Below are 20,361 nucleotides of genomic sequence, written 5' to 3'. Positions count from 1 at the left end.
GAGGAGCACCCCCGGAAATACCGGGGATGTCCCAATCATCTTCTTGGGGTTACATCAGGTTGTAGACAAACACCGCCAGCACCGCCAGCGGGGTCACGTAACGGAGCAGGGTCAGCCAGAGGGTGAACATGCCCTGGGACATGGCCATATCCGCCTTCAGTGACTCTTTGGCAACACACCAGCCCACAAACAGCGCGGTCAGCAGACCGGAAAGGGGCAGCATGATATTGGCGGTAAAGAAGTCGAGCAGGTCCAGGATGCCGGTCTCGGCGAAACGGTCGAACATACCGAGCGGGTAGACATCAGACCAGACATTGAGGGACAGGATGGAGGCGAAGCCAAGAGCCCAGCAGGCAAGACCGGAAAGAATCGCGGCACTGGTGCGGGTGATGGCCATTTTTTCCTCCACCCACTCGGTCACCGGCTCCAGCAGCGAAATGCCGGATGTCCAGGCTGCGAACAGCAGCAGCACAAAGAAGATCGTGGCGAACACCACCCCCAGGGGCATCTGGCCGAATGCCAGCGGCAGTGTGACAAAGATCAGCCCGGGGCCCTGGCCGGCCTCGAGGCCGTTGGCGAACACGAAGGGGAAGATGGCCAGACCGGCCAGCAACGCCACCAGGGTGTCGGTGATACCGACCCCCACGGCCGCCCGGCCAATGGACACGTCCTTACCCAGGTAGGAGCCGTAGGCCATCATGATGGCCATGCCCAGGCTCATGGTAAAGAAGGCCTGGCCCAGGGCAACCAGTGCAGCTTCCCAGGTAAGCTTGCTGAAGTCCGGCGTGAACAGGAAGCTGACCGCCTGGCCGAAGTGCCCCGTGGTGGTGGCATAGGCCACGACCAGCAGCAGCAGCAGGAACAGGGCTGGCATCAGGATCTTGGCCGCCCGCTCAAGGCCCGACTTCAGGCCCCGCGACACCACGAAAATCACCAGCGCCATGAACACAGTGTGCCAGAACAGCAGGATACCCGGACTTGCCAGCAGGTTGCCAAACAGCGTGCCCACCGCATCCGCATCCTGCCCGGCGAAATCCCCCATGGCAGAATGCACCACGTAGGAAGCGGACCAGCCACCGATCACGGAGTAGAAGGAGAGGATAACGAACGCAGCCAGCACACCCACGATGGCGGATACCCGCCAGGCCGGATTGGCGAGGTTGCGCTCAGCCACAAGGCGCATGCTGGCAATGGGATTGCGGGCACCATTACGGCCAATGAACACCTCGGCCATCATGATGGGTATGCCGAGCACGGCAATACAGGCAAGGTACACCAGAACAAACGCACCACCACCATTTTCACCGGTGATGTAGGGGAACTTCCAGATATTGCCAAGGCCAACAGCGGAGCCCGCTGCGGCCAGAATAAAGGCCATGCGGGATGACCAGTTGCCGCGACTGGCCGGACTAGAATCAGACATGGGTTTCAATCCTGTATACGTATGCGGTTTGAAAGCATCAGCAATGCTTGAATGAGCGTAGCCGGTCAGGGGGTTCCCTGCGTGATACCGGCGATTGGGGGCGGATTCTGCCAGTCCGGGGCCGCTAATACCACCGCCGGTCCCGGCTGATCTGTAAAACAACGCAAACAGGTGGCCAGTTCGAAAACGCGCCGGAGGTTGTCCGGCGCGGGCATCAGGGGCGCAGAGCCGGTTACTCCTGAGTAACGAAGCGTGCCACCAGGTCGTTCAGACTATGCGAGTGCTGGCTGATGGTATCGCTGGCGGCACGGGCGCCGCCCGCTTTTTCCGTGCTGGTATCCGCCAGGCTGGCGATGCTGACCACCTGCTGATTGATTTCGTCGGACACCTGGGTCTGTTCCTCGAAAGTGGCCGACATACTCATGAAACTGTCGGAAATACCTTCGACGGTATGCATGATTTCCTGAAGGGCAGCCTCCGTCTCACGAACCCTTCCCAGGCCCAGGTTGCCGATTTCCTCGCCCCGTCGGGTCGCGGCCATGACTTCCTCCACCTGGCCCTGGAAACGCTCGATCACCTCGTGGATGGACACCGTGGACTGGCGTGTGCGCTGGGCCAGGGAACGGACTTCGTCGGCCACCACCGCGAAGCCGCGGCCCTGTTCGCCGGCACGGGCCGCCTCGATGGCGGCATTGAGCGCCAGCAGGTTGGTCTGATCAGCGATGTCGGAAATCAGTTGCGCGGCCTCCCCGATCCGGTTCGTGGACTCGCCCAGGCGACTGATGCTCTCGCCGATGGTGGTACCCTGGCTCACCAACTGCTCGATGGCCTGTAACGCCTCGCCACTCAGGCGACCGCCATTCCGGGCAAGTCCACTGGCCTGCTCGGCGTCAGCGGCGTTCCGGTTGACGGTGCCCGTCACATCCTGGATGGAGGCAGTCATTTCGTTCATGGCGGACGCGGTCTGATCGGTTTCCTGACGCTGCCGCTCAATGGCGCCGGCACTTTCCGCAATCAACTCGTAGCCTTCACGCGCCGTGCGCAGCAAATCTTCCGCGCGGTCCTCGATTCGGGTCAGGGCCGTCCGGATTCTGGCTTTTTCACTCATCAGCACCATGCCCAGCTCGGCGAAGCGGCCGCTGTCATCGGTATAGGTGCGGGCGACCAGGGGGTCCCGGAAAGCTTCCGGGCGCAGTTCGAGGAGTCGGGACAGCCGACTGTTGATTGACATGCCGTACAGCGCACACCCCAGCCCCGCGCCAAGCACCATCAGCACAACGCCCGGCCAGAACTCACCCCATGCAAGGGCAGCCAGGCCCGCGGCCAGGGGCGCAACCATGGGCCAGCACAGGCGGGAGACCGCCGCCAGCCTGTCGGTGACACTGATTGCCGGCCTGCCCTGGGAGAGGCGCCGATACAGCCGCTCGGCGCGGGCCACCTGCGCCCGGGTAGGCGCAACGCGCACCGACTCATAACCGGTGATTTTGCCACCCTCCAGAATTGGCGTAACGTAAGCACTGACCCAGTAATGATCGCCATTCTTGCTGCGGTTCTTGACCACACCCATGAAGGGCTTGCCCTCTTTGAGCAGGTCCCACATCAGCTTGAACACGGCCTGGGGCATGTCAGGGTGACGGATAATGTTGTGGGCCTGACCCAGCAACTCCTCCCGGCTGAAGCCGCTGATCTCCACGAAGTCATCGTTGCAATAGGTGATCACCCCCTTGAGGTTGGTGATGGTAATCAGCCGGCTCCCCGGCTTCATGGTGACTTCGCGTTGGGTAACAGGGCCGTTATTGCGCATAATGGCGGAATATCCTTGCTGGGCGGTTTTACGGGGGTATATCGAAGAGGCCATGGGCCGACGGGATCCATGTCCGGTAACGGCCGGAATCGTCATGACTTTAGTCAATCGGGCCGAATAATATCAGCGGAAAACCTCATCCAGAGTAAGGAATTGTAATCAGATGGCGGGAGAGTCCATGAATCACCAGATGGCCATAAAGGCCACCCGGCAGTGGGTTGAGGATGTGGTCGTCGGCCTAAACCTGTGCCCCTTTGCCCGCCGCGAGCTGGTCAACGAAACCGTCCGCTTTGCGGTGACCGGAGCGGAGACCGAGGAAGCCTTGCTGGAGGCTCTGGTGGAGGAGCTGGAGCGGTTGGTCCGGGACGACTCGATTGAGACCACTCTGCTCGTCCACCCGCTAGCACTGCGGGCCTTCCACGACTACAACGATTTCCTGGCCCTGACCGACGGGCTTCTGGAGGCCATGGAGCTGGAGGGTGTCGTGCAGATCGCCAGCTTCCATCCCGATTACCGCTTTGCCGGCACGGAAGCGGAGGACGTGGAAAACTACACCAACCGCTCCCCCTACCCGATGCTCCATCTGCTACGGGAGGACAGCCTGGAAGAGGCCATTGCGCGCTATCCCGATACCGCTGCCATTCCCGAGCGCAATATCGAGCGGGTGGAAAACCTGGGGCTTGCCGCCATGCAGTCCATGCTGGCGGCCTGCCTGGCCAGGGCCACGTCAGACCCCGGCGAGTCCTGACCAGCCCCGCGAGGCCGTGTTTACTGGACCAGGGTGGCCCCGGCCATGTCTGGCAACTCGTGGGCGATGCCCTTGTGACAGTCGATGCAGGTCTTGTCCCCTCCGGCCAGGGCCGTGGAGTGAGCCTGCGCTGCGCGCTCCTCCTGCAGGGTGAAGTCCATGGACTCGAACTCATGGCAGTTGCGGCACTCCAGTGAGTCGTTGGCCTTCAGCCGGTGCCATTCCCGCTGGGCCAGTTCCAGACGCTTTTCCTCGTATTTTTCCTCGGTATCGATGGTGCCGAAAATCCAGCCCCAGACTTCCTTCGATGCTTCCATCTTACGGGCGATCTTGTGGGTCCACTCATGGGGCACATGGCAGTCGGAACAGGTGGCCCTTACCCCCGAGCGGTTGCTCCAGTGGATGGTGCCCTGGAGTTCCTGATAGGGATTGGCATACATTTCATGGCAACTGGTGCAGAAAGCCTCGGTATTGGTGGCTTCCATGGCGGTGTTGAACCCACCCCAGAAGATAATACCGGCAATAAAGCCGCCCAGGGTAAGAAACCCCAGGCTGTAATGGACACTGGGTTTGCGCAACAGGTCCCAGTAACGCCTGAGCCATCGCTTCATTGCTTATCCCCCCTGATGGCCTCACGGATCACCTTCTCCGCCGGCCAGAAGTCCGATTCCACCAGCGGCTTTGCATCGGTCTGGGGCACATGGCACTGGGTGCAGAAGTAGCGACGGGGGGTAACCGCCGCCCGGACCTGGCCCTCCCGGTCCATGAAGTGAGTGATGCTGACCATGGGCGCGCCGGCCTCCACCGCGTCTTCGCGACTGTGGCAGTCGAGGCAGCGGTTGAAGCGACGGTCCACCTGGTAGTCGCGAATCACATGGGGGATCACCGGCGGCTGCTCGGGGTAGTTGCGCACCTCCCGCTCCACCGTGCGGGGATCACCGGCAATGGGAGGCGCCGGCATGGTTTCAGCGAGGGTTCCGCCCATGCGCAACCCGTCCGGTGCGGGAGGCGAGAGCCGCTGGTCCTGGGCAGAGGAGATCGCGGAAAGGCACAGCAGGCCGGTGATGGCCAGAGCAGCGGTAACACGCAGGATAACGGTTTTCATCAGGGCTCCTCCTCAGGCCAGACTGACCAGTTCCAGACGAACGGCGCACTTCTTGAAATCGGTTTGCTTGGAGATGGGGTCCGTCGCATCCAGCGTCACCTTGTTGATCAGCCGTCCGGCATCGAAGAAAGGCACGTAGACCAGGCCTCGCGGCACGCTGACGCGGCCACGGGTTTCCACCCTCAGGCGCGTCTCTCCACGGCGGCTGATCACCCGCACTTCGCTGCCACGGCGCCAGCCCCTCTCCTGGACGTCCTCGCTGTTCATATAAAGAAGTGCATGGGGAACCGCCTTGTGAAGCTCGCCGACCCGTCGTGTCATGGAGCCGGTGTGCCAGTGCTCCAGCACCCGGCCGGTGGACAGCCAGAACGGATATTCCTCGTCCGGGGATTCCGCCGGGGGCTCGTCCGGAACAGCGAAGATGCGGGCCCGGTTGTCCGGCGTACCGTAGAACTGGAAGCCCGCGCCCTCCTCCACGTAGGGGTCAGAGCCCTCGCGGTAGCGCCAGAGGGTTTCCTCGCCGTCCACCACGGGCCAGCGCAGGCCCCGGGTCTGGTGATAGGTCTCGAAATCCGCCAGGTCCTTGCCCTTGCCGGCACCGAACCTGGCGTATTCCTCAAAGAGCCCCTTGTGAATGTAGAAACCGAAATGCTCGGATTCCTCGTTCAGGTAATTTCTGTCCACGTCGTTTAGGGGGTAGCGGTCCACCTGGCCATTGCGGAACAGGATGTCGTAAAGGGTCTTGTTACGGAACTCCGGCGCCTTGGCGAGTTGCTCCTCGGGCCACACATCCGCCACCCTGATGCGACGGGACAGCTCAATGGTCTGCCAGAGGTCGGAGCGGGCTTCCCCGGGCGGCGACACCAGCTGGTGCCAGAACTGGGTGCGCCGCTCGGCGTTGCCATAGGCGCCCTCCTTCTCCACCCAGCCGGCTGCAGGCAGGATCAGGTCCGCGGCCTGGGCCGATACCGTGGGATAGATATCCGAGACGATCACGAAAGTGTCCGGATTGCGCCAGCCCGGCAGGGTTTCCTGCATTGTATTGGGACCGGCCTGGATGTTGTTGGTGACCTGGGTCCAGTACACCCGCAACTTGCTGTCCTTGAGCATCCGGCTCTGCAGGACCGCGTGGTAACCGGGTTTTGCCGGAATGGTCCCATCCGGCAGTTTCCAGATCTTTTCCGCCTTGGCACGGTGCTCCGGATTGGTGACCACCATGTCCGCCGGCAGGCGGTGGGCGAAGGTGCCCACTTCCCGGGCGGTACCACAGGCCGATGGCTGACCGGTCAGGGAGAAGGGGCTGTTGCCCGGCCTGGAGATCTTGCCGGTGAGCAGGTGCAGATTGTAGATCAGGTTGTTTACCCATACGCCCCGGGTGTGCTGGTTGACGCCCATGGTCCAGAACGTCATCACCCGCTTGTCAGGATTGGCGTAGATTTCCGCGAGGGTATTGAGCCGGTCCACCGGCACACCGGACACCTCGGACGCCAGCTCGGCGGTGAAGGGTTTGACGAAATCGGCGAACTCCTCGAAGCTCATGGGGCCCCAGTCATTGGGGTTGTCGGCATTGGCTGCCGCCTGCTCCCTGGGATCTTCCGGCCGCAGGCCATAGCCGATATCGGCGACACCACGAACAAAATTGGTGTGCCTGCCGACAAAGTCCTGGTTTACCGCATCGTTCTGGATGATGTAATTGGCGATGAAGTTGAGGATCGCGATATCCGCGTGGGGGTGCATGATCAGGGAGTGGTCTGCCAGATCGAAGCAGCGATGCTTGAAAGTGGAAAGCACCGCCACTTCGGTGGTGTCGGGATTGGACAGGCGGCGGTCGGTGACCCGGGTCCAGAGAATCGGATGCATTTCCGCCATGTTGGAGCCCCAGAGCACGAAGGCATCGGCACTCTCAATGTCGTCGTAGACTCCCATGGGTTCATCGGCACCGAAGGTCCGCATGAAGCCCCCCACAGCCGAGGCCATGCAGTGGCGGGCATTGGGGTCGATATTGTTGCTGCGGAAACCGCCCTTGAACAGCTTGAGGCCGGCGTACCCCTCCCAGATGGTCCACTGCCCAGAGCCGAACATTCCCACACTCTCGGGACCATATTCCTGGATCGCAGAGGTGAATTTCTCCGCCATGATGTCCAGGGCCTCATCCCAGTCCACTTCCTCAAACTCACCCTCCTTGTGGTATTCGCCATTACGCTTGCGCAGCAGCGGCCTGGTGAGCCTGTCATGACCATAGAGGATCTTGGAGAGGAAGTAGCCTTTCACACAGTTGAGGCCGCGGTTCACCTCGGACCGGGTATCCCCGTGGGTGGCAACGATCCGGCCTTCCTTGGTGGCCACCATGACGGAGCAGCCGGTTCCACAGAAGCGGCACGGCGCCTTGCTCCATTGCAGCTCCGTCAGCTCCCGGTTGGTCACCAGATTGCTGGCAGCAGCGGGCACGGACAGTCCGGCGGCAGCAGAAGCCGCCACCACGGCATTCGCCTTGGCGAATTCTCGACGGGTCAGTTTCATGATCGTATCCCTGTTCTTATACTGGTTGCCCTCGGCGGGGCAAGGTTCACGTCTTTCAGCCGCTGATCACTTCGCTGATCAGCTCCTGCTCCGCTTCCCGGGCGCTCATGACCTCGTGGTAGACCAGTGAGCAGCCCAGCACACCCGGTACCTGCTCGATGGCGTCCATCCGATCCAGGATGTGTCCCTGGTGTGGCCCTTCACAGACGACGACCAGCCTGCCATCGCCGGGCGGATCCGATGGCTGGACCTCCAGATCGGCTTCCGCCTTCAGAAACCGCTCCAGGGAATCCCGCTGGGCGTTGTGAAAATGAACGATAAAGCTGGCGATATGCACTTCAGGAGAGTCGGTGATGTCAGGCATGGCTCGTTTCCCTGGTTTCAGAGGGAGTGTTCAGAGAGATCGCGTCCTGGGGGCACACGGCCGCGCAGGCAAAGCAGCCGGTACAGGTATCTTCCGAGATGTCGGGCTCCGGGGGCTTGCCGAGCCGGGGGCGGAAACGGATGGCCCGTGGCTCGCAGGCATCCTGACAACTCTGGCAATGAATGCCGTTCAGGGCCAGGCAGGTGTTGCCCACTGTGGCTTTCCAGTGGAAAGCTTCCCGGGCCAGGTCAAACACCGGCTCGGGGCAGGCCCCGGCACACTCACCACAAAAGGTGCAGCCCTCGCCCCGGAACACCACCTGGGGGAAGCCACCGTCTCCGGGTGCCAACACCTGCTCCGGGCAGGCCCGGATGCAATCCCCGCAACGGCTGCACAGGTCGGTGAAGCTGTCACTGGTCCATGGCGGACGTCGCTCGCTTGCAACGGCACTCCGTCCGCCAAGAAACAGGGTACGCCGGGATCGGGAAACCGTCATGGCGACTCCTCAGGCCGGCGGCCCGGGGGGGCCCAGGATCAACTGCGACATCCAGACGATAAAGCCATAACCACCAACGACAGCGACCGCCAGTATCGGAAAGAGAAAGATCACCAGAAACAGGAACAAGCGCCGCTCGTCGCGCTTGCGCTTGTCGTTGCCGCCGTCATTCTCGGTGTTGTGAGCCTGCTCCATAAGCCACCTAATTCGGGAATATTCGTAATAACCCTAGTTTAAGCATGGGATCTCGCAAGTGATATGTATCAAAAACTGGCCAGTTGTCGCCGGGGGCCTGCCAGCCACCGGACACCTGCTGTTTGAACGTCCGGGCAGATAGGGTAGTCTTTGGAAAATTGCGGAGAACCGGTCCCCCATGCGTATTGCCCTGGTGTTCAGCCTGCTGATGCTTTTGTTCAGCACGTCGGTCCACGCCCTCACCATCGCCGCCGCGTCCAGTCTCCGGCAGGCGATGGGCGATCTTGAAGAGGCGTTCCTGGAGCAACATCCGGATACCGGAATCCGCGTCATTTTCGGCTCATCCGGCAAGCTGACGGCACAGATCACCAATGGCGCGCCCTACGATGTGTTCCTGTCGGCCGATACCGCCTATCCGGAGCGGCTCGTGGCCCTGGGTGCCGCCGCCTCGGAGCCGGCCATTTATGCCAGGGGCAGGCTGGTTCTCTGGTATCGGGAGCCGGACCGCACCAATCCGGAACTCGCCGGCCTGCTGGATCAGGATATCCGCCGCATCGCCATTGCCCAGCCCCGGCACGCTCCCTACGGCCAGGCTGCCCTGGAAGTCCTGGGGAGCGCCGGTCTCTGGCAGGCAGTCAAACCGAAACTGGTCTATGGCGAAAATGTCGGCCAGGCAGCGGCCATGGTGGCTTCCGGCGCCGCGGATGCCGGCCTCATCGCCTGGTCGCTTACCCATTCCCCGGAGCTTGCCGGGCGATCCTTCGCCCTGATCAATGAGGACCTGCATTCGCCGCTTGCCATGGCCATGGTTATCACCCGCCAGGGAGCCGACAATCCGGATGCGCGGAATTTTTCCAACTTCCTGCAGACCATTACGGCGCAGGACATTCTCCAGCAGTACGGTTTTCAGGCCCCCACAACAGACTGAGGTCCCATGCCCGAGCTTTCACCCCAGGACTGGCAGGCGATCACCGTCACCCTGAAACTCTGCGCCCTGACCACGATTATCCTGCTGGTACTGGCCACGCCCCTGGCCTGGTGGCTGGCCCACAAGCGCTCCACCGGTCGAACCCTGGTGCAGGCCCTGGTCGCCCTGCCCCTGGTGTTGCCACCCACGGTTCTCGGTTTCTATCTGCTGCTGGCCCTGGGGCCCCGCGGGCCTGTCGGCCAGAGTCTGGAGGCGGTGGGGCTGACCCATCTGGCGTTCAGTTTCGAGGGCATCCTGGTGGCCTCGGTGGTCTACTCGCTGCCGTTTGCGGTGCAGCCACTGATGGAGTCTTTCCGGGCCCTGGGAGCACGGCCGGTGGAAGTGGCGGCCTCCCTGGGAGCAGGCAGGCTGGATCGTCTGTTTACGGTCATCCTGCCCCTGTGCCGGGGCGGTTTCATCGTCGCCGCCACCCTCACCTTCGCCCATACCCTGGGGGAATTCGGCGTCATCCTGATGCTGGGCGGCTCCATTCCCGGGGAAACCCAGGTGCTGTCAGTGCTGATCTACGACTACACCGAGGCAATGGAATACGCCGCCGCCCACCGCCTGTCGCTGGGTCTGCTGGTGTTTTCCTTTGTGGTACTGGTGGCGGTCTACAGTCTCAACCGCCGGTTCGATGTGGTGAAGCCATGACGCTGCAGATCACTGCCCGGCTCCACCGCGGGGATTTTCACCTGACCCTCAACGACACCCTGCCAACCGAAGGCATCACCGCCCTGTTCGGACGGTCCGGATGCGGCAAGACCACACTGTTGCGACTGATAGCGGGACTGGAGCCGACGCGGAAGGCCGAGATCCGTTTTCATGATCAGGTCTGGCAGGCGGGCAGATGGCGGCTGCCGGTCAGCCGGCGTCGCCTGGGGCTGGTTTTCCAGGAACCCAGCCTGCTGCCCCACCTGTCGGTAGAGGCCAACCTGCTGTATGGCTACCGTCGTACGCCGGCAGGCCAGCGCCGGCTACACCCTGAAGCGGTTCGCTCATTGCTGGAGCTGGACACCCTGCTGTCGCAGCCGGTCCATACCCTCTCCGGCGGCCAGCGTCAGCGCATCGCCCTGGGGCGCGCCCTGCTCACCAGTCCGCAGCTGCTGCTCCTGGATGAACCCCTGTCGGCCCTGGACGCCACGGCGAAGAGGGAGATCATGCCTTTTCTCTCCGGTCTCGCCAGCAGGACCGGCGTGCCGGTCTTACTGGTGACTCATTCGGCCCGGGAAGTGGAACAGCTGGCGGACCAGGTGGCCTTCATGGAGAACGGTCGCATCGACCGTGTGGAGCCTTTGCGGGAAGCGCTGGCCAGGCCCGATTCACCGCTGTTTTCCGATGAGGGACCGGCGTCGGTTCTGGTGGGCCGACTGGAGGAAACCGGTCCCGGGCAGTGGCAGTTCATTACTGAACCGGGCGGCGACCGCCAGGCGGTGAGGTTCGAGGTCAGCGGCCGGTCAAGCCACCAGACCAGCCTGCACCGGTTACGGATACTGGCGTCCGACGTCAGTCTTGCGCTGACCCGGCCAGAGGGCATCAGCATACGGAATCTGTTGCCTGTGAGGATTGAGCGGATTGAAGACAGTGATGAATACCGGAGTACGGTTACCTGCCGAATTGAGGACGGTCAGGTGCTGCTGTCACGCATTACCCGGCAGTCGGTACGGGAGCTTGAACTGAAGACGGGGCAGACGGCGGTAGCGCTGGTGAAATCAGCGGCACTGATGGAGTAGTCGGCAATTCCAAAAAGCATGGGCCCGACAGGTCGTCGGGCCCATGCTATCGGGGCGCTTGATCAGGGCTGAACGAAATCATCCAGCAGGATCAGGCCAAAGTCGGTGAGTGTCGGCTGGCCGTCCCGCGCGATCACGGTGTAGACACCACCATTGTCCAGCGCAACGCCATCAGCGCTGATGGCGATATTGCCGTCCGTGTCGGTAATGCGCAGGTTGTAGGTACCCTGCGGCACGGGCAGGTAGCCGGTTACCGCCTTGAAGGGAACGTCCTCCAGGGTCGGGCTGGCATTGCCTATGGCGGTCTGGTCACCCGGGAGCAGGTAGACATCCACATTACCCGCGGCGGTGGCGCCATGCACCACCCGCAGGGAAGCCTGGGTCCCAATGCTGCGGACACTGTCTTCCAGTACCAGCGCTTCGATCGTGTTATCCCCAAGAAGCCCCACAGCCGCAACCGTATAACCCTGGCCGTTGGCAAGGGTCAGGTCCGCCTCGATGGGAACGATCGAATTATCGGCACTGGCTGCCACCTTGATGTTATAGGTGTCCGCCGGAAGGGACGCGTATTCATCAAGGGCCGCAGAAGGGGCGGCTTCGGTGAAGGCGATATTGGCGAGAGCTTCGGTGTCGTCCACCAGCACATCCACCTCGGGCGCATCGGCGGAATTATGGACCACCCGGACGCCGGCATTCTGGTCGGCGTCGTAGATTTCACTCACATCCGCACCGTTCACAACGATCAGGCTGACGGGACTGGCACCGGTGGCTGATGCATTGGCACCGGTATTCTGCACCGCACCGATGAACAGGTCAGCACCGGCCGGCAGGGAGACACTGCCGCTGTCGAAGACCGCCTGGGTGGCTCCGTTAGCGGTAATCTGGACCCGGTAGTCCCCCGCGGGCACCTCCACCGCATCGGCAACGTCCTCAAAGCTGACGTTGGCCAGCAGGGGGTCGGTCATGGAAAGGTCATCCCCGTCGCCAGCGGCCGTCACGTAGACATCCACCGCCGGTGCATTGGGTGCCAGGTGCCCGATCCGAACGCGAACGTCGGTGGTGGAGCTGAAATCCGGGTCTGTATCGTTGAAGGTCAGCGGGCGGATACCAGCAACGGTGTCCACTGCAACCACGTTGTAACGGATACCGTCTTCGAAGGTGAAGTTCGCCGGTCCGATAACGATGGCGGCATCACCGGTTACCCCCGGAATGATGCCTTGCACGGCAAGGTCGTAGTCTCCAACCGGGGGCGTCAGCAGGGCAACCTCTTTGTAGTCGGCCCCCTCGACGGCGGCCTCTCCATCCACCAGGATATTTACCGGAGGCGCGTCCGGCGAGGCGTGAATGATACGGACTTCAGCCTCGGTCACAGTCCCAAGGGCACTGTCTGAATCGTCGTCACAACCGGCAAGCATCAGCCCGCCGGCCACCACCAGGGGTAAAGCCAGGAAACGGTTCATAAAAGTCTGCTCCTCATTGTGCAGAGATCGTTTGACTGCTTTGCTTGGGTGGTTCGAACCTGCACTGATTCAGTCCATGAACTGTGCGTTAAATGATCTACGGGGGTGGTGATTTTTTGGATTCGACTGGTTTGACGAATTTTGACAACTTTGGCCTGAAGGTGTCACCGGTATCCCGCAGACCCAAAACAAGGCAGCTAATGTCAGAAAACACCGAGCCGGAACCGCTCAAATGACGGCGATGGAATCCAACTGAAACAGAAGCGGAAACCATCCAGTCGCACCGCTCGTACTGCCGATAACAACAACGCATGGCGGCGATTACTGGCTGCCTCCGCCTCGATGAACTGTAATCTGACAGGAGTAACGGACACTCAGAGGGGGTTCTGCCCATGGGAATTTCATGCAGACCAAGGATCATAGAGCTGATCTGCCTGCTACTTGCCATAATGACGCTCAATGGCTGCAGTTCCACCCGACTCGCCTACCGGTTTGCGGACACCGGCGTCATCTGGTGGGTGGAGGATTACGTCACCCTGACCCATGCCCAGACATCCGCCCTCAAACGGGATCTGGGTGTGCTCCGGGACTGGCATTGCGGAGCGGAGCTGCCCCGCTACGCGGACTGGCTGGCGGACCTGGAACAGGAAGTCGGGGATGGGAATCTTCCGCCACCGCGAATCGCCCACTACCGTTCCCGGGCAATCCAGTTTTCCGAGCCGCTGGCCGCCCGGATCGTCCCCGCCGCCACCCGGCTTCTGGAAAGCCTGAGCGATGAGCAGGTGGAGGAGCTGCTTGCCAACATGAGAATCCGACACCAGGAGACCCGCAAAGAGTTTCTGGAAGACGACACACCAGAGAAAGCCGCCGCACGCACCCGGGAGCGGGTTGAGCGATGGCTCGGCCCGCTGAATCCGCAGCAGCAGGTCATCATCCGGCAATGGACCAGCGAGCGCGCGCCCCGCACCCGCATCTGGCTGGAGGGTCGGGCCCTGTGGCAGGCCGCCTTCGCCCAATTGATGGCGGACCGGGACGCGGACGACTTCCGCGTCCGCCTTCGGGACCTCATCCTCCAACATGATCGCTACCGCGGCGATGCCTATCCGGCCATGATGGAGGCCAACATCCAGTCCGTCACCCGGCTGACCCATGACCTCCTGAGCGCTGCGGAAGAGCGCCATTGGCAGCATCTTCGGGGGGAGGCGAACGAGCTCAGGGGGGACCTGGTGGCGCTGGCCTGTGCCGTGGAAAATACCGCCTCCCTGAACTGACACAGGCCTCGCCCGGAAGTGTATAGTAGGCGGTTTTCCACGCTCCCATCCATGCTCCCCGGATAAAACGCCCGTCTTATGCTGGACAGCGAACACCAACCGGTTCCCGACGTCAAAGCCCCGCTGATTCCCCGGATGGTCGGAGAATGGCGTACGCTTGCAATATTGGGCGGGCCAATCCTGATCGCCCAGATCGCCCAGATGGCCAACGGCGTCATCGACACCGTCATGGCGGGTCACGCCAGTGCTGAGGACCTGGCGGCAGTGGGCATCGGCAGCAGTATCTGGATGCCCCTGTTCCTGTTCTTCATGGGACTGCTTGGCGCCCTGCAACCCATCATCTCCGGATACAACGGTGCCCGGGCCGTCCACAAGATCATGCCCGCCACCTGGCAGGGACTCTACATCGGGGCCGTCAGCTCGGTGCTGATGATCCTGATCGTGGTCAATGTCGGGCCTGTGTTCAGGCTGATGAGTCTTGAGGCGGAAACCACCGCCATCGCCCAGGGCTACCTGAACGCCTTCGCCTGGGGTGTGCCCTTCATGCTGCTGATGGTGGCCCTTCGGGGGCTGACGGATGGCCTGGGCCATACCCGCGTTATCATGGCATTCTCGGTGCTTGGCACACTGATCAACCTGCCCCTTAACTGGATGCTGATCTACGGCAAGTTCGGGCTGCCCGAGATGGGCGGCATAGGCTGTGGCTGGGCCACCGCCATTTCCAACGCCATCGCCGCCGTGGCCATGGTGATCTATCTCAACCGCAGCCCGGTTTACCAGCACTTCCATCTCATTGCCGACTGGGCGAAACCGGACCCTGAAAACCTTCGCTACATTCTTCGCATCGGTGTACCCATTGGCTTCACCATCTTCGTGGAAGCCAGCATGTTTGCGGTGATTGCCCTGTTCCTGGCCCCCCTGGGACCCGTGGTGGTGGCCGGGCACCAGATTGCCCTCAATGTCACCTCGCTGATGTTCATGCTGCCTCTGAGCATCGGCATGGCACTGACCCTGAGGATTTCCTTCCTGATGGGCGCCGGCACCCCGGATACCGCCCACCTTCTGTCCCGCAGCTCGCTGCTCCTGGCGGGCGCCACGGCTGCGGCATTTGCCTCCTGCCTGTTCCTCTTCGCCGGTCCCATTTCCCGGCTCTACACCAGCGACCCCCAGGTTCAGGCGGTCACCACTGTACTGCTCAGGTACGCCGCCATGTTCCAGATCGCGGATGTGATCCAGGTCAGCTGCATCAGTGCCCTGAGGGGTTACAAGGACACCCGCATCCCCATGTTCATCATGCTGTTCTCCTTCTGGGGCGTGGGCCTGCCACTAGGCTATGCCCTCACCTTCACGGACCTGATCGTCGAGGGCATGGGCGCGCCGGGATTCTGGGTGGGGATCACTGCCGGGCTGGCTTCTGCGGCGTTGCTGCTGGGGTGGCGGTTGTTTCTGTATACCAGGGTGGAGCCCTCGAGGATTAATGGCTCTGCGCGGAGTTAGCCAATCGCCCTGTGACCAGACAAACTGTCACCACCTGTTGACAACTGGTGACAGTTTGTCTGATTAACCCCCCGTTTCTTCTTCACGCACCCACCCGGTAACCTTTGCTTTCCACCGGATACCAAAAATTACCAACTGAAATACGACACCCCCCTATACTGCTTGATATCACTGATTTACCGCTTTAAAACCCAATGAAAACGGTTGGTTCCCGCCATGACCGATACTCCGAGTCAAGTTTCGTCCGAGCTTCCTTCCCGGGAACTGTCGGAGCGCCTGGAACAGGCGAACCGGCAGCTGTTGCAGTCCGAGAAGATGGCCGCCATCGGTCAGCTTGCCGCCGGCGTTGCCCACGAGATCAACAACCCGGTTGGCTACGTCTACTCCAACCTGCAGAGTCTCGGCACCTATCTGACGGACCTGTTCCGGCTGACAGACGCGGTGGACACGGCACAATCCCTGGAAGACCTGCGCCAGATCCGCAAGAGCATCGACTACGACTTCCTGAGGGGCGACCTGGAGGACCTGCTGGCGGAATCCCGGGAGGGCATTGAACGGGTCAAGACCATCATTGCCGCCATGAAGGATTTCTCCCATACCGAGGAAGAAGAGTTCCGCATGGCGGATCTGCACCGGGGTATTGAAACCACCCTCAACGTGGTGAACAACGAGCTCAAGTACAAGGCGGAAGTGGTGAAGGATTTCGGTAACGTACCGGAGATCGAGTGCATCATTTCCCAGCTCAACCAGGTGATCATGAACCTGCTGGTGAACGCAGCCCATGCCATTGAGTCCACCGGCACCATCACTATCCGGACCCGGACGGCGGAAGGCCAGGTCCTGATCGAGGTGGAGGATACCGGCAAGGGGATCGAGGCGGCGAATCTGAACCGCATCTTCGATCCGTTCTTCACCACCAAGCCCGTGGGCAAGGGGACCGGGCTGGGCCTGTCACTGTCATTCAATATTGTGGAAAAGCACCACGGTGAAATCACCGCCACCAGTACCCCCGGCAAGGGCACGTGCTTCCGCATACGACTACCCGTACAACAACCCGACATCGGGATTCGGTGAGATCATGCAGGAGGAGGCCATGACCCCGACGCTGCCTGACAACCTTCGGCTGCTGCTGGTGGACGACGAGGAGAACATCCTGAGGAGTCTCAAGCGACTCCTGCGCCGTGAGCCTTACGAGCTGGTCACCGCGGAATCCGGCGAAGCGGCGCTCCGGATACTGGAAAACGAGCGTATCGACCTTGTGATTTCCGACGCCCGCATGCCGGGGATGGACGGGCCTTCACTGCTGAGCCTGATCCGCAGGCGCTGGCCCTGGGTGATCCGGATCCTGCTCACCGGCTACGCCGACATGGAATCCACCGTCAAGGCCATCAACGACGGCCAGATCTACCGTTACATCAGCAAACCCTGGGAAGACGAAGAACTCAAGGTCATCGTGCGGCAGGCCCTGGCATTCCAGTACTCAGAGCGCAGGCGACTGGCCCTGGAAAAACTCTCCCGCAAGCAGAACCGGCAACTGCGTGCCCTCAATGAAAACCTGGAACAGCAGGTGGAGTCCCGCACGGCGGAGCTGAAGGAAACCGCCGACATGCTTGATCGCGCCCTCAGCGAATTGCGGACCAGCTATGTCACCACCACCGAAGTGTTTTCGTCGCTGCTCAACCAGCGGCTGCCCCGGGACCTGCAGACCAATGGCCGCGTCATCGCGGTGGCCCGCGCCTTTGCCCAGCACCTTGAGCTGGATGCCGAGCTTACCCGCAACCTGGAGATGGCGTCCGCACTCTATAACCTGGGCAAGTTGAGCTGGTCCGATGACATGCTGCGGGCACCTTCCGACCAGCTCACCAAGGCCCAGACCAAGACCTACCGGCAGTATCCGGAAGCCGGCGAACAGTTGCTGATGACCCTGGAGCCCCTGCAGGAGGCGGCCCATATCATCCGCCACCACCAGGAACGATGGAGCGGGCGTGGATTTCCGGACGAGCTGGCCGGCGATGCCATTCCCCTGGGATCACGGATACTGAGAATGGCGGTGGATTTCATTGAACTGCAGACCGGACTGATCATCAGCCGGAGGGTTTCCCGGGATGACGCCCTCAAGCTGGTTGAACGGCAGTCCGGCCGACTCTATGACCCGGCACTGTGCGGCGCCTTCGTCGCACTTTGTGAAGGAACCGCCCCAGACCTGGCCCCCACCGAAGAAGGCGTGATTGCGGTAGACACCCGCCAGCTGAAGGCCGGGATGATCCTCGCGCGGGACCTCCATGCCGCTTCCGGCATGCTGCTACTCAACGAGGGCAAACAGCTGACGCGACCACTGATCGAGAAGCTGATCGCCTTCGAGCGGGGAGAACCGGAAGGTACCCGCTATATCCTCTTTATTCATGACCCCGAGGTACCGGAAGAGCCACTGATGGAGGTCGGCATCCAATGATTCGCATACTGCTCCTGGACGATGAACCCAATATCCTGACGGCCCTCAAGCGGCTGCTGCGGGAGGAAGACTGGTTAATAGATACCTTTACCCGTGCCGAGGAGGCTCTGGATGCCCTGCAGGCCCACCGCTATGGCGTCATCGTCTCCGATTACCAGATGCCCGGCATGGATGGCGTCACCTATTTGCAGTTCGCCCGCCAGCGGCAGCCCGACGCAATCCGCCTGATCCTCAGCGCCCACGGGGACCGGCAGTCCATGATCAACGCCATCAACCGGGCAGAGATCTACCGGTTCCTCTCCAAGCCCTGGGAGGACTACGAGATCCAGGCGGCCATCCGCTCGGCGGTGGACCTGTACCGGGTCAAGGTGGAAAACCGGGAACTGCTGGCCGAGATCCACCGTCAGAAGGACCTCCTGCGCCTTCGGGAGGAAGAGCTCATGCGCCTGGAAACCGAGAACCCCGGCATTACCCGGGTCGCCCGTGACGCCGACGGCTCCATCATCATCGACGAGAGTGCCTGAGTACCGCCATGGCTGACTACTGTTCCGATGATAACCGGCTGAACCTGAAGGTGGTGTTCTATGGTCCCGCCCTGAGCGGCAAGACCACCAATCTCATGCAGCTGCACACCCTGCTGATGCCGGAGCGCAAGGGCGAACTGATGGTGCTTGAAACCCGTGACGACCGCACCCTGTTCTTCGACATGCTGCCCATTGGCCTGCGGGGCAGCAGTGGCCTCGATCTGCGACTGAAGCTTTACACGGTACCGGGCCAGGTCCAGCACGACAGCACCCGCAAGGCGGTACTGTCCCGTGCCGACGGTATCATTTTCGTGGCGGACTCCCTGAGCGCACAGCAGGACAACAACGCCATCGCGTTCGGCAATCTGGAGGAGAACCTGGAAAAAGTGGGGCTGGACATTGAAGCTCTGCCCCTGGTCATCCAGTTCAACAAGCGGGACATGGCGGACATCGTGGCCGAGGACGTTCTGCAGGAGCGCTGGGGACCGACGCCCTGGTCACCGTTGCAGATGGCCAGCGCCATCAACGGCACGGGTGTGGTGGATACCTTCCGGGCTCTTCTGGACCGTCTTTATTCGGTGGCGGACAACGAGTTCCGGCTGGCGGAGCGCCACGGCATCGACCGTGCCGCCTTCGTGGACCGGCTGAGCGCGGGAGATGCCCATGCGCCAGTTTGAGGACGATCCCACCCTCACGGACCTGTTACAGCCACAACAGGTTTCCCGCCTGGAGTCCAGCCTCGAAGCCCTGGGCCTGGGCCGTGTCAGTCTCACCACGACCAGGCACGAAAACGCCATACCGGTGGAATTCAACCTGGAAACGGTAGCCTGGCTCAGCGGGGACTGCAGCCAGAAAAATCTGCGGGCGGCGGCGGAACTGGTCTCTTTCATCCTGCTTTTTGTCGCGAAATACCGGCTGGCGGCCAATCTCCACCATGACGCAACCGAGGCCGGTTATGAGGAACTCCAGCGCAAGCACGAAGCCCTCAAAGCCTCCGAGGCCCGCTACCGGACATTGTCGGATCAGCTCCAGGAGAAGGTAAAGGAACAGGTGGAGACCATCCAGAAGGCCCAGCAGGAACTCTATGAGAGCGCGAAGACACGGTCCGTGGGCCAGCTGGCCGCCGGTATCGCCCATGAGATCAACAACCCCATCGGGTTTATGAAAAGCAACCTGAAGGTGGCCGGCGACTACCTGGACGAGCTGGAGGAAAAGCTGCCGGGTGATGAGGCCACCCGGGATCTGCTGAACGATTTCCGCGACCTGCTGGCGGAGTCACAGGACGGCGCCCGCCGCATAGCTACCATCGTGGCGGACCTCAAGACCTTCTCCAGCATCGACCACGCCGAGTACACCCATTGCCGGATCAACGACCTGCTGAAGGCCGCCATCCACCTTTTGCGCACCAGCTACAGTGACCGCGACCTGGCAATCGACGAGCGTCTGGGCGAACTGCCTGACATCCAGGGCAACCCGGCCCGGCTGTCCGAGGCCTTCTACAATGTACTCGATAACGCAGTACGGGCCATCGACGAGGAGGGCCGGATCATCGTCAAGACCGCCACCGACAGTTCCGGGAATATTGCCGTGGTCATCCAGGACAATGGCTGTGGCATTCCGGAAGCCAGCCGGGGCCAGGTCTTCGACCCCTTCTATACCAGCCGGCCCGTGGGCTCCGGAACCGGCCTGGGCCTGACCGTGGCGAGGGATACCGTCCGCGCCCACAACGGACTGATCAAGCTGGAAAGCCGCCTCAATGCCGGCACCCGGATCACCCTGTTACTACCGTCGAAACACTAGGC

The 20,361-nt window shown here is 61.9% G+C and carries 20 protein-coding genes; 11 read left to right on the top strand and 9 right to left on the bottom strand.

From position 1 onward, the window contains the following. Nucleotides 1–49: 49 nt before the first annotated feature. Complete coding sequence (locus BM346_RS12105; protein WP_092012759.1) at nt 50–1,423, bottom strand: sodium-dependent transporter; 1,374 nt, start codon at nt 1,421–1,423, stop codon at nt 50–52. A gap of 232 nt (nt 1,424–1,655) precedes the next feature. Further along, on the bottom strand, nt 1,656–3,227 hold the full coding sequence (locus BM346_RS12100) for a methyl-accepting chemotaxis protein (RefSeq protein WP_092012756.1): 1,572 nt from the start codon (nt 3,225–3,227) through the stop codon (nt 1,656–1,658). Between the two features lie 178 nt (nt 3,228–3,405). Here BM346_RS12100 and BM346_RS12095 point away from each other — a divergent pair, with 178 nt between their 5' ends. Beyond that, the gene (locus tag BM346_RS12095; protein WP_092013684.1) at nt 3,406–3,975 is read left to right on the top strand and encodes a DUF1415 domain-containing protein; all 570 of its coding nucleotides are present in this window, start codon (nt 3,406–3,408) and stop codon (nt 3,973–3,975) included. A 20-nt stretch (nt 3,976–3,995) separates the two neighbouring features. Here the strand turns inward: BM346_RS12095 and BM346_RS12090 are convergent, their stop codons facing one another. Genes BM346_RS12090 through napE form a run of 6 tightly spaced genes read right to left on the bottom strand, consistent with a single transcriptional unit; the run spans nt 3,996 to nt 8,655 of the window. Continuing rightward, on the bottom strand, nt 3,996–4,586 hold the full coding sequence (locus BM346_RS12090; RefSeq protein ID WP_092012753.1) for a NapC/NirT family cytochrome c: 591 nt from the start codon (nt 4,584–4,586) through the stop codon (nt 3,996–3,998). Next, nucleotides 4,583–5,080 (bottom strand): nitrate reductase cytochrome c-type subunit, encoded by a 498-nt coding sequence (locus BM346_RS12085; RefSeq protein ID WP_092012750.1) that lies wholly within the window; start codon nt 5,078–5,080, stop codon nt 4,583–4,585. The genes BM346_RS12090 and BM346_RS12085 overlap by 4 nt, the downstream gene beginning before the upstream one ends. 12 nt (nt 5,081–5,092) lie before the next feature. Beyond that, nucleotides 5,093–7,600 (bottom strand): nitrate reductase catalytic subunit NapA, encoded by a 2,508-nt coding sequence (napA, locus tag BM346_RS12080; RefSeq protein ID WP_092012747.1) that lies wholly within the window; start codon nt 7,598–7,600, stop codon nt 5,093–5,095. 55 nt (nt 7,601–7,655) lie between these two features. After that, the gene (locus tag BM346_RS12075; RefSeq protein ID WP_092012744.1) at nt 7,656–7,964 is read right to left on the bottom strand and encodes a chaperone NapD; all 309 of its coding nucleotides are present in this window, start codon (nt 7,962–7,964) and stop codon (nt 7,656–7,658) included. Further along, nucleotides 7,957–8,460: a ferredoxin-type protein NapF gene (gene napF, locus BM346_RS12070; RefSeq protein ID WP_092012741.1), complete on the bottom strand. Its 504-nt coding sequence runs from the start codon at nt 8,458–8,460 to the stop codon at nt 7,957–7,959. Before napF ends, BM346_RS12075 begins: the two co-directional genes overlap by 8 nt. 9 nt (nt 8,461–8,469) lie before the next feature. After that, on the bottom strand, nt 8,470–8,655 hold the full coding sequence (gene napE, locus BM346_RS12065) for a periplasmic nitrate reductase, NapE protein (RefSeq protein WP_092012738.1): 186 nt from the start codon (nt 8,653–8,655) through the stop codon (nt 8,470–8,472). A gap of 178 nt (nt 8,656–8,833) precedes the next feature. On the opposite strand from napE, the gene modA reads away from it, so the two are divergent. The 3 genes from modA to modC are packed head-to-tail and all read left to right on the top strand — an operon-like array spanning nt 8,834 to nt 11,355. Beyond that, complete coding sequence (modA, locus tag BM346_RS12060; protein ID WP_092012735.1) at nt 8,834–9,583, top strand: molybdate ABC transporter substrate-binding protein; 750 nt, start codon at nt 8,834–8,836, stop codon at nt 9,581–9,583. 6 nt (nt 9,584–9,589) lie between these two features. Further along, nucleotides 9,590–10,276, top strand: a complete 687-nt coding sequence (gene modB / locus BM346_RS12055; protein ID WP_092012732.1) for a molybdate ABC transporter permease subunit — start codon at nt 9,590–9,592, stop codon at nt 10,274–10,276. Further along, nucleotides 10,273–11,355, top strand: coding sequence for a molybdenum ABC transporter ATP-binding protein (gene modC / locus BM346_RS12050; protein ID WP_092012729.1), 1,083 nt, complete (start codon nt 10,273–10,275; stop codon nt 11,353–11,355). Before modB ends, modC begins: the two co-directional genes overlap by 4 nt. Nucleotides 11,356–11,417: 62 nt before the next feature. On the opposite strand, the gene BM346_RS12045 is transcribed toward modC, so the two are convergent. After that, a complete protein-coding gene (locus tag BM346_RS12045) occupies nt 11,418–12,815 on the bottom strand; it encodes a DUF4397 domain-containing protein (RefSeq protein ID WP_092012726.1) in 1,398 nt (465 codons plus the stop codon). Nucleotides 12,816–13,207: 392 nt separating this feature from the next. Here BM346_RS12045 and BM346_RS12040 point away from each other — a divergent pair, with 392 nt between their 5' ends. From BM346_RS12040 to BM346_RS12010, 7 genes are all read left to right on the top strand, one after another. After that, nucleotides 13,208–14,086, top strand: coding sequence for a DUF6279 family lipoprotein (locus BM346_RS12040; protein WP_139229935.1), 879 nt, complete (start codon nt 13,208–13,210; stop codon nt 14,084–14,086). An 81-nt stretch (nt 14,087–14,167) separates the two neighbouring features. Further along, on the top strand, nt 14,168–15,583 hold the full coding sequence (locus BM346_RS12035; RefSeq protein WP_092013681.1) for an MATE family efflux transporter: 1,416 nt from the start codon (nt 14,168–14,170) through the stop codon (nt 15,581–15,583). A gap of 216 nt (nt 15,584–15,799) precedes the next feature. Next, a complete protein-coding gene (locus tag BM346_RS12030; protein ID WP_092012720.1) occupies nt 15,800–16,657 on the top strand; it encodes an ATP-binding protein in 858 nt (285 codons plus the stop codon). 19 nt (nt 16,658–16,676) lie between these two features. Continuing rightward, nucleotides 16,677–18,035: an HD domain-containing phosphohydrolase gene (locus BM346_RS12025; protein ID WP_206675662.1), complete on the top strand. Its 1,359-nt coding sequence runs from the start codon at nt 16,677–16,679 to the stop codon at nt 18,033–18,035. Then, the gene (locus tag BM346_RS12020; RefSeq protein WP_092012714.1) at nt 18,032–18,559 is read left to right on the top strand and encodes a response regulator; all 528 of its coding nucleotides are present in this window, start codon (nt 18,032–18,034) and stop codon (nt 18,557–18,559) included. Before BM346_RS12025 ends, BM346_RS12020 begins: the two co-directional genes overlap by 4 nt. 8 nt (nt 18,560–18,567) lie before the next feature. Further along, nucleotides 18,568–19,236 (top strand): GTP-binding protein, encoded by a 669-nt coding sequence (locus BM346_RS12015; protein ID WP_092012711.1) that lies wholly within the window; start codon nt 18,568–18,570, stop codon nt 19,234–19,236. Beyond that, nucleotides 19,223–20,359 carry a sensor histidine kinase gene (locus BM346_RS12010; RefSeq protein ID WP_092012708.1) on the top strand — a complete coding sequence of 379 codons (1,137 nt, stop codon included), beginning with the start codon at nt 19,223–19,225 and terminating at the stop codon, nt 20,357–20,359. The genes BM346_RS12015 and BM346_RS12010 overlap by 14 nt, the downstream gene beginning before the upstream one ends. Nucleotides 20,360–20,361: the final 2 nt, after the last annotated feature.

Source organism: Marinobacter daqiaonensis, assembly GCF_900115285.1.
Taxonomy (GTDB): Bacteria; Pseudomonadota; Gammaproteobacteria; order Pseudomonadales; family Oleiphilaceae; genus Marinobacter; species Marinobacter daqiaonensis.
Note: the sequence above shows the minus strand (reverse complement) of the source record. Positions and strands in the feature narration are given on the sequence as shown.

Excerpts from the sequence above, each read along its gene's own strand:
- BM346_RS12105 (WP_092012759.1), bottom strand. The coding sequence starts at position 1,423 with ATGTCTGATTCTAGTCCGGCCAGTCGCGGCAACTGGTCATCCCGCATG.
- BM346_RS12100 (WP_092012756.1), bottom strand. The coding sequence starts at position 3,227 with ATGCGCAATAACGGCCCTGTTACCCAACGCGAAGTCACCATGAAGCCG.
- BM346_RS12095 (WP_092013684.1), top strand. The coding sequence starts at position 3,406 with ATGAATCACCAGATGGCCATAAAGGCCACCCGGCAGTGGGTTGAGGAT.
- BM346_RS12090 (WP_092012753.1), bottom strand. The coding sequence starts at position 4,586 with ATGAAGCGATGGCTCAGGCGTTACTGGGACCTGTTGCGCAAACCCAGT.
- BM346_RS12085 (WP_092012750.1), bottom strand. The coding sequence starts at position 5,080 with ATGAAAACCGTTATCCTGCGTGTTACCGCTGCTCTGGCCATCACCGGC.
- napA (WP_092012747.1), bottom strand. The coding sequence starts at position 7,600 with ATGAAACTGACCCGTCGAGAATTCGCCAAGGCGAATGCCGTGGTGGCG.
- BM346_RS12075 (WP_092012744.1), bottom strand. The coding sequence starts at position 7,964 with ATGCCTGACATCACCGACTCTCCTGAAGTGCATATCGCCAGCTTTATC.
- napF (WP_092012741.1), bottom strand. The coding sequence starts at position 8,460 with ATGACGGTTTCCCGATCCCGGCGTACCCTGTTTCTTGGCGGACGGAGT.
- napE (WP_092012738.1), bottom strand. The coding sequence starts at position 8,655 with ATGGAGCAGGCTCACAACACCGAGAATGACGGCGGCAACGACAAGCGC.
- modA (WP_092012735.1), top strand. The coding sequence starts at position 8,834 with ATGCGTATTGCCCTGGTGTTCAGCCTGCTGATGCTTTTGTTCAGCACG.
- modB (WP_092012732.1), top strand. The coding sequence starts at position 9,590 with ATGCCCGAGCTTTCACCCCAGGACTGGCAGGCGATCACCGTCACCCTG.
- modC (WP_092012729.1), top strand. The coding sequence starts at position 10,273 with ATGACGCTGCAGATCACTGCCCGGCTCCACCGCGGGGATTTTCACCTG.
- BM346_RS12045 (WP_092012726.1), bottom strand. The coding sequence starts at position 12,815 with ATGAACCGTTTCCTGGCTTTACCCCTGGTGGTGGCCGGCGGGCTGATG.
- BM346_RS12040 (WP_139229935.1), top strand. The coding sequence starts at position 13,208 with ATGGGAATTTCATGCAGACCAAGGATCATAGAGCTGATCTGCCTGCTA.
- BM346_RS12030 (WP_092012720.1), top strand. The coding sequence starts at position 15,800 with ATGACCGATACTCCGAGTCAAGTTTCGTCCGAGCTTCCTTCCCGGGAA.
- BM346_RS12025 (WP_206675662.1), top strand. The coding sequence starts at position 16,677 with ATGACCCCGACGCTGCCTGACAACCTTCGGCTGCTGCTGGTGGACGAC.
- BM346_RS12020 (WP_092012714.1), top strand. The coding sequence starts at position 18,032 with ATGATTCGCATACTGCTCCTGGACGATGAACCCAATATCCTGACGGCC.
- BM346_RS12015 (WP_092012711.1), top strand. The coding sequence starts at position 18,568 with ATGGCTGACTACTGTTCCGATGATAACCGGCTGAACCTGAAGGTGGTG.
- BM346_RS12010 (WP_092012708.1), top strand. The coding sequence starts at position 19,223 with ATGCGCCAGTTTGAGGACGATCCCACCCTCACGGACCTGTTACAGCCA.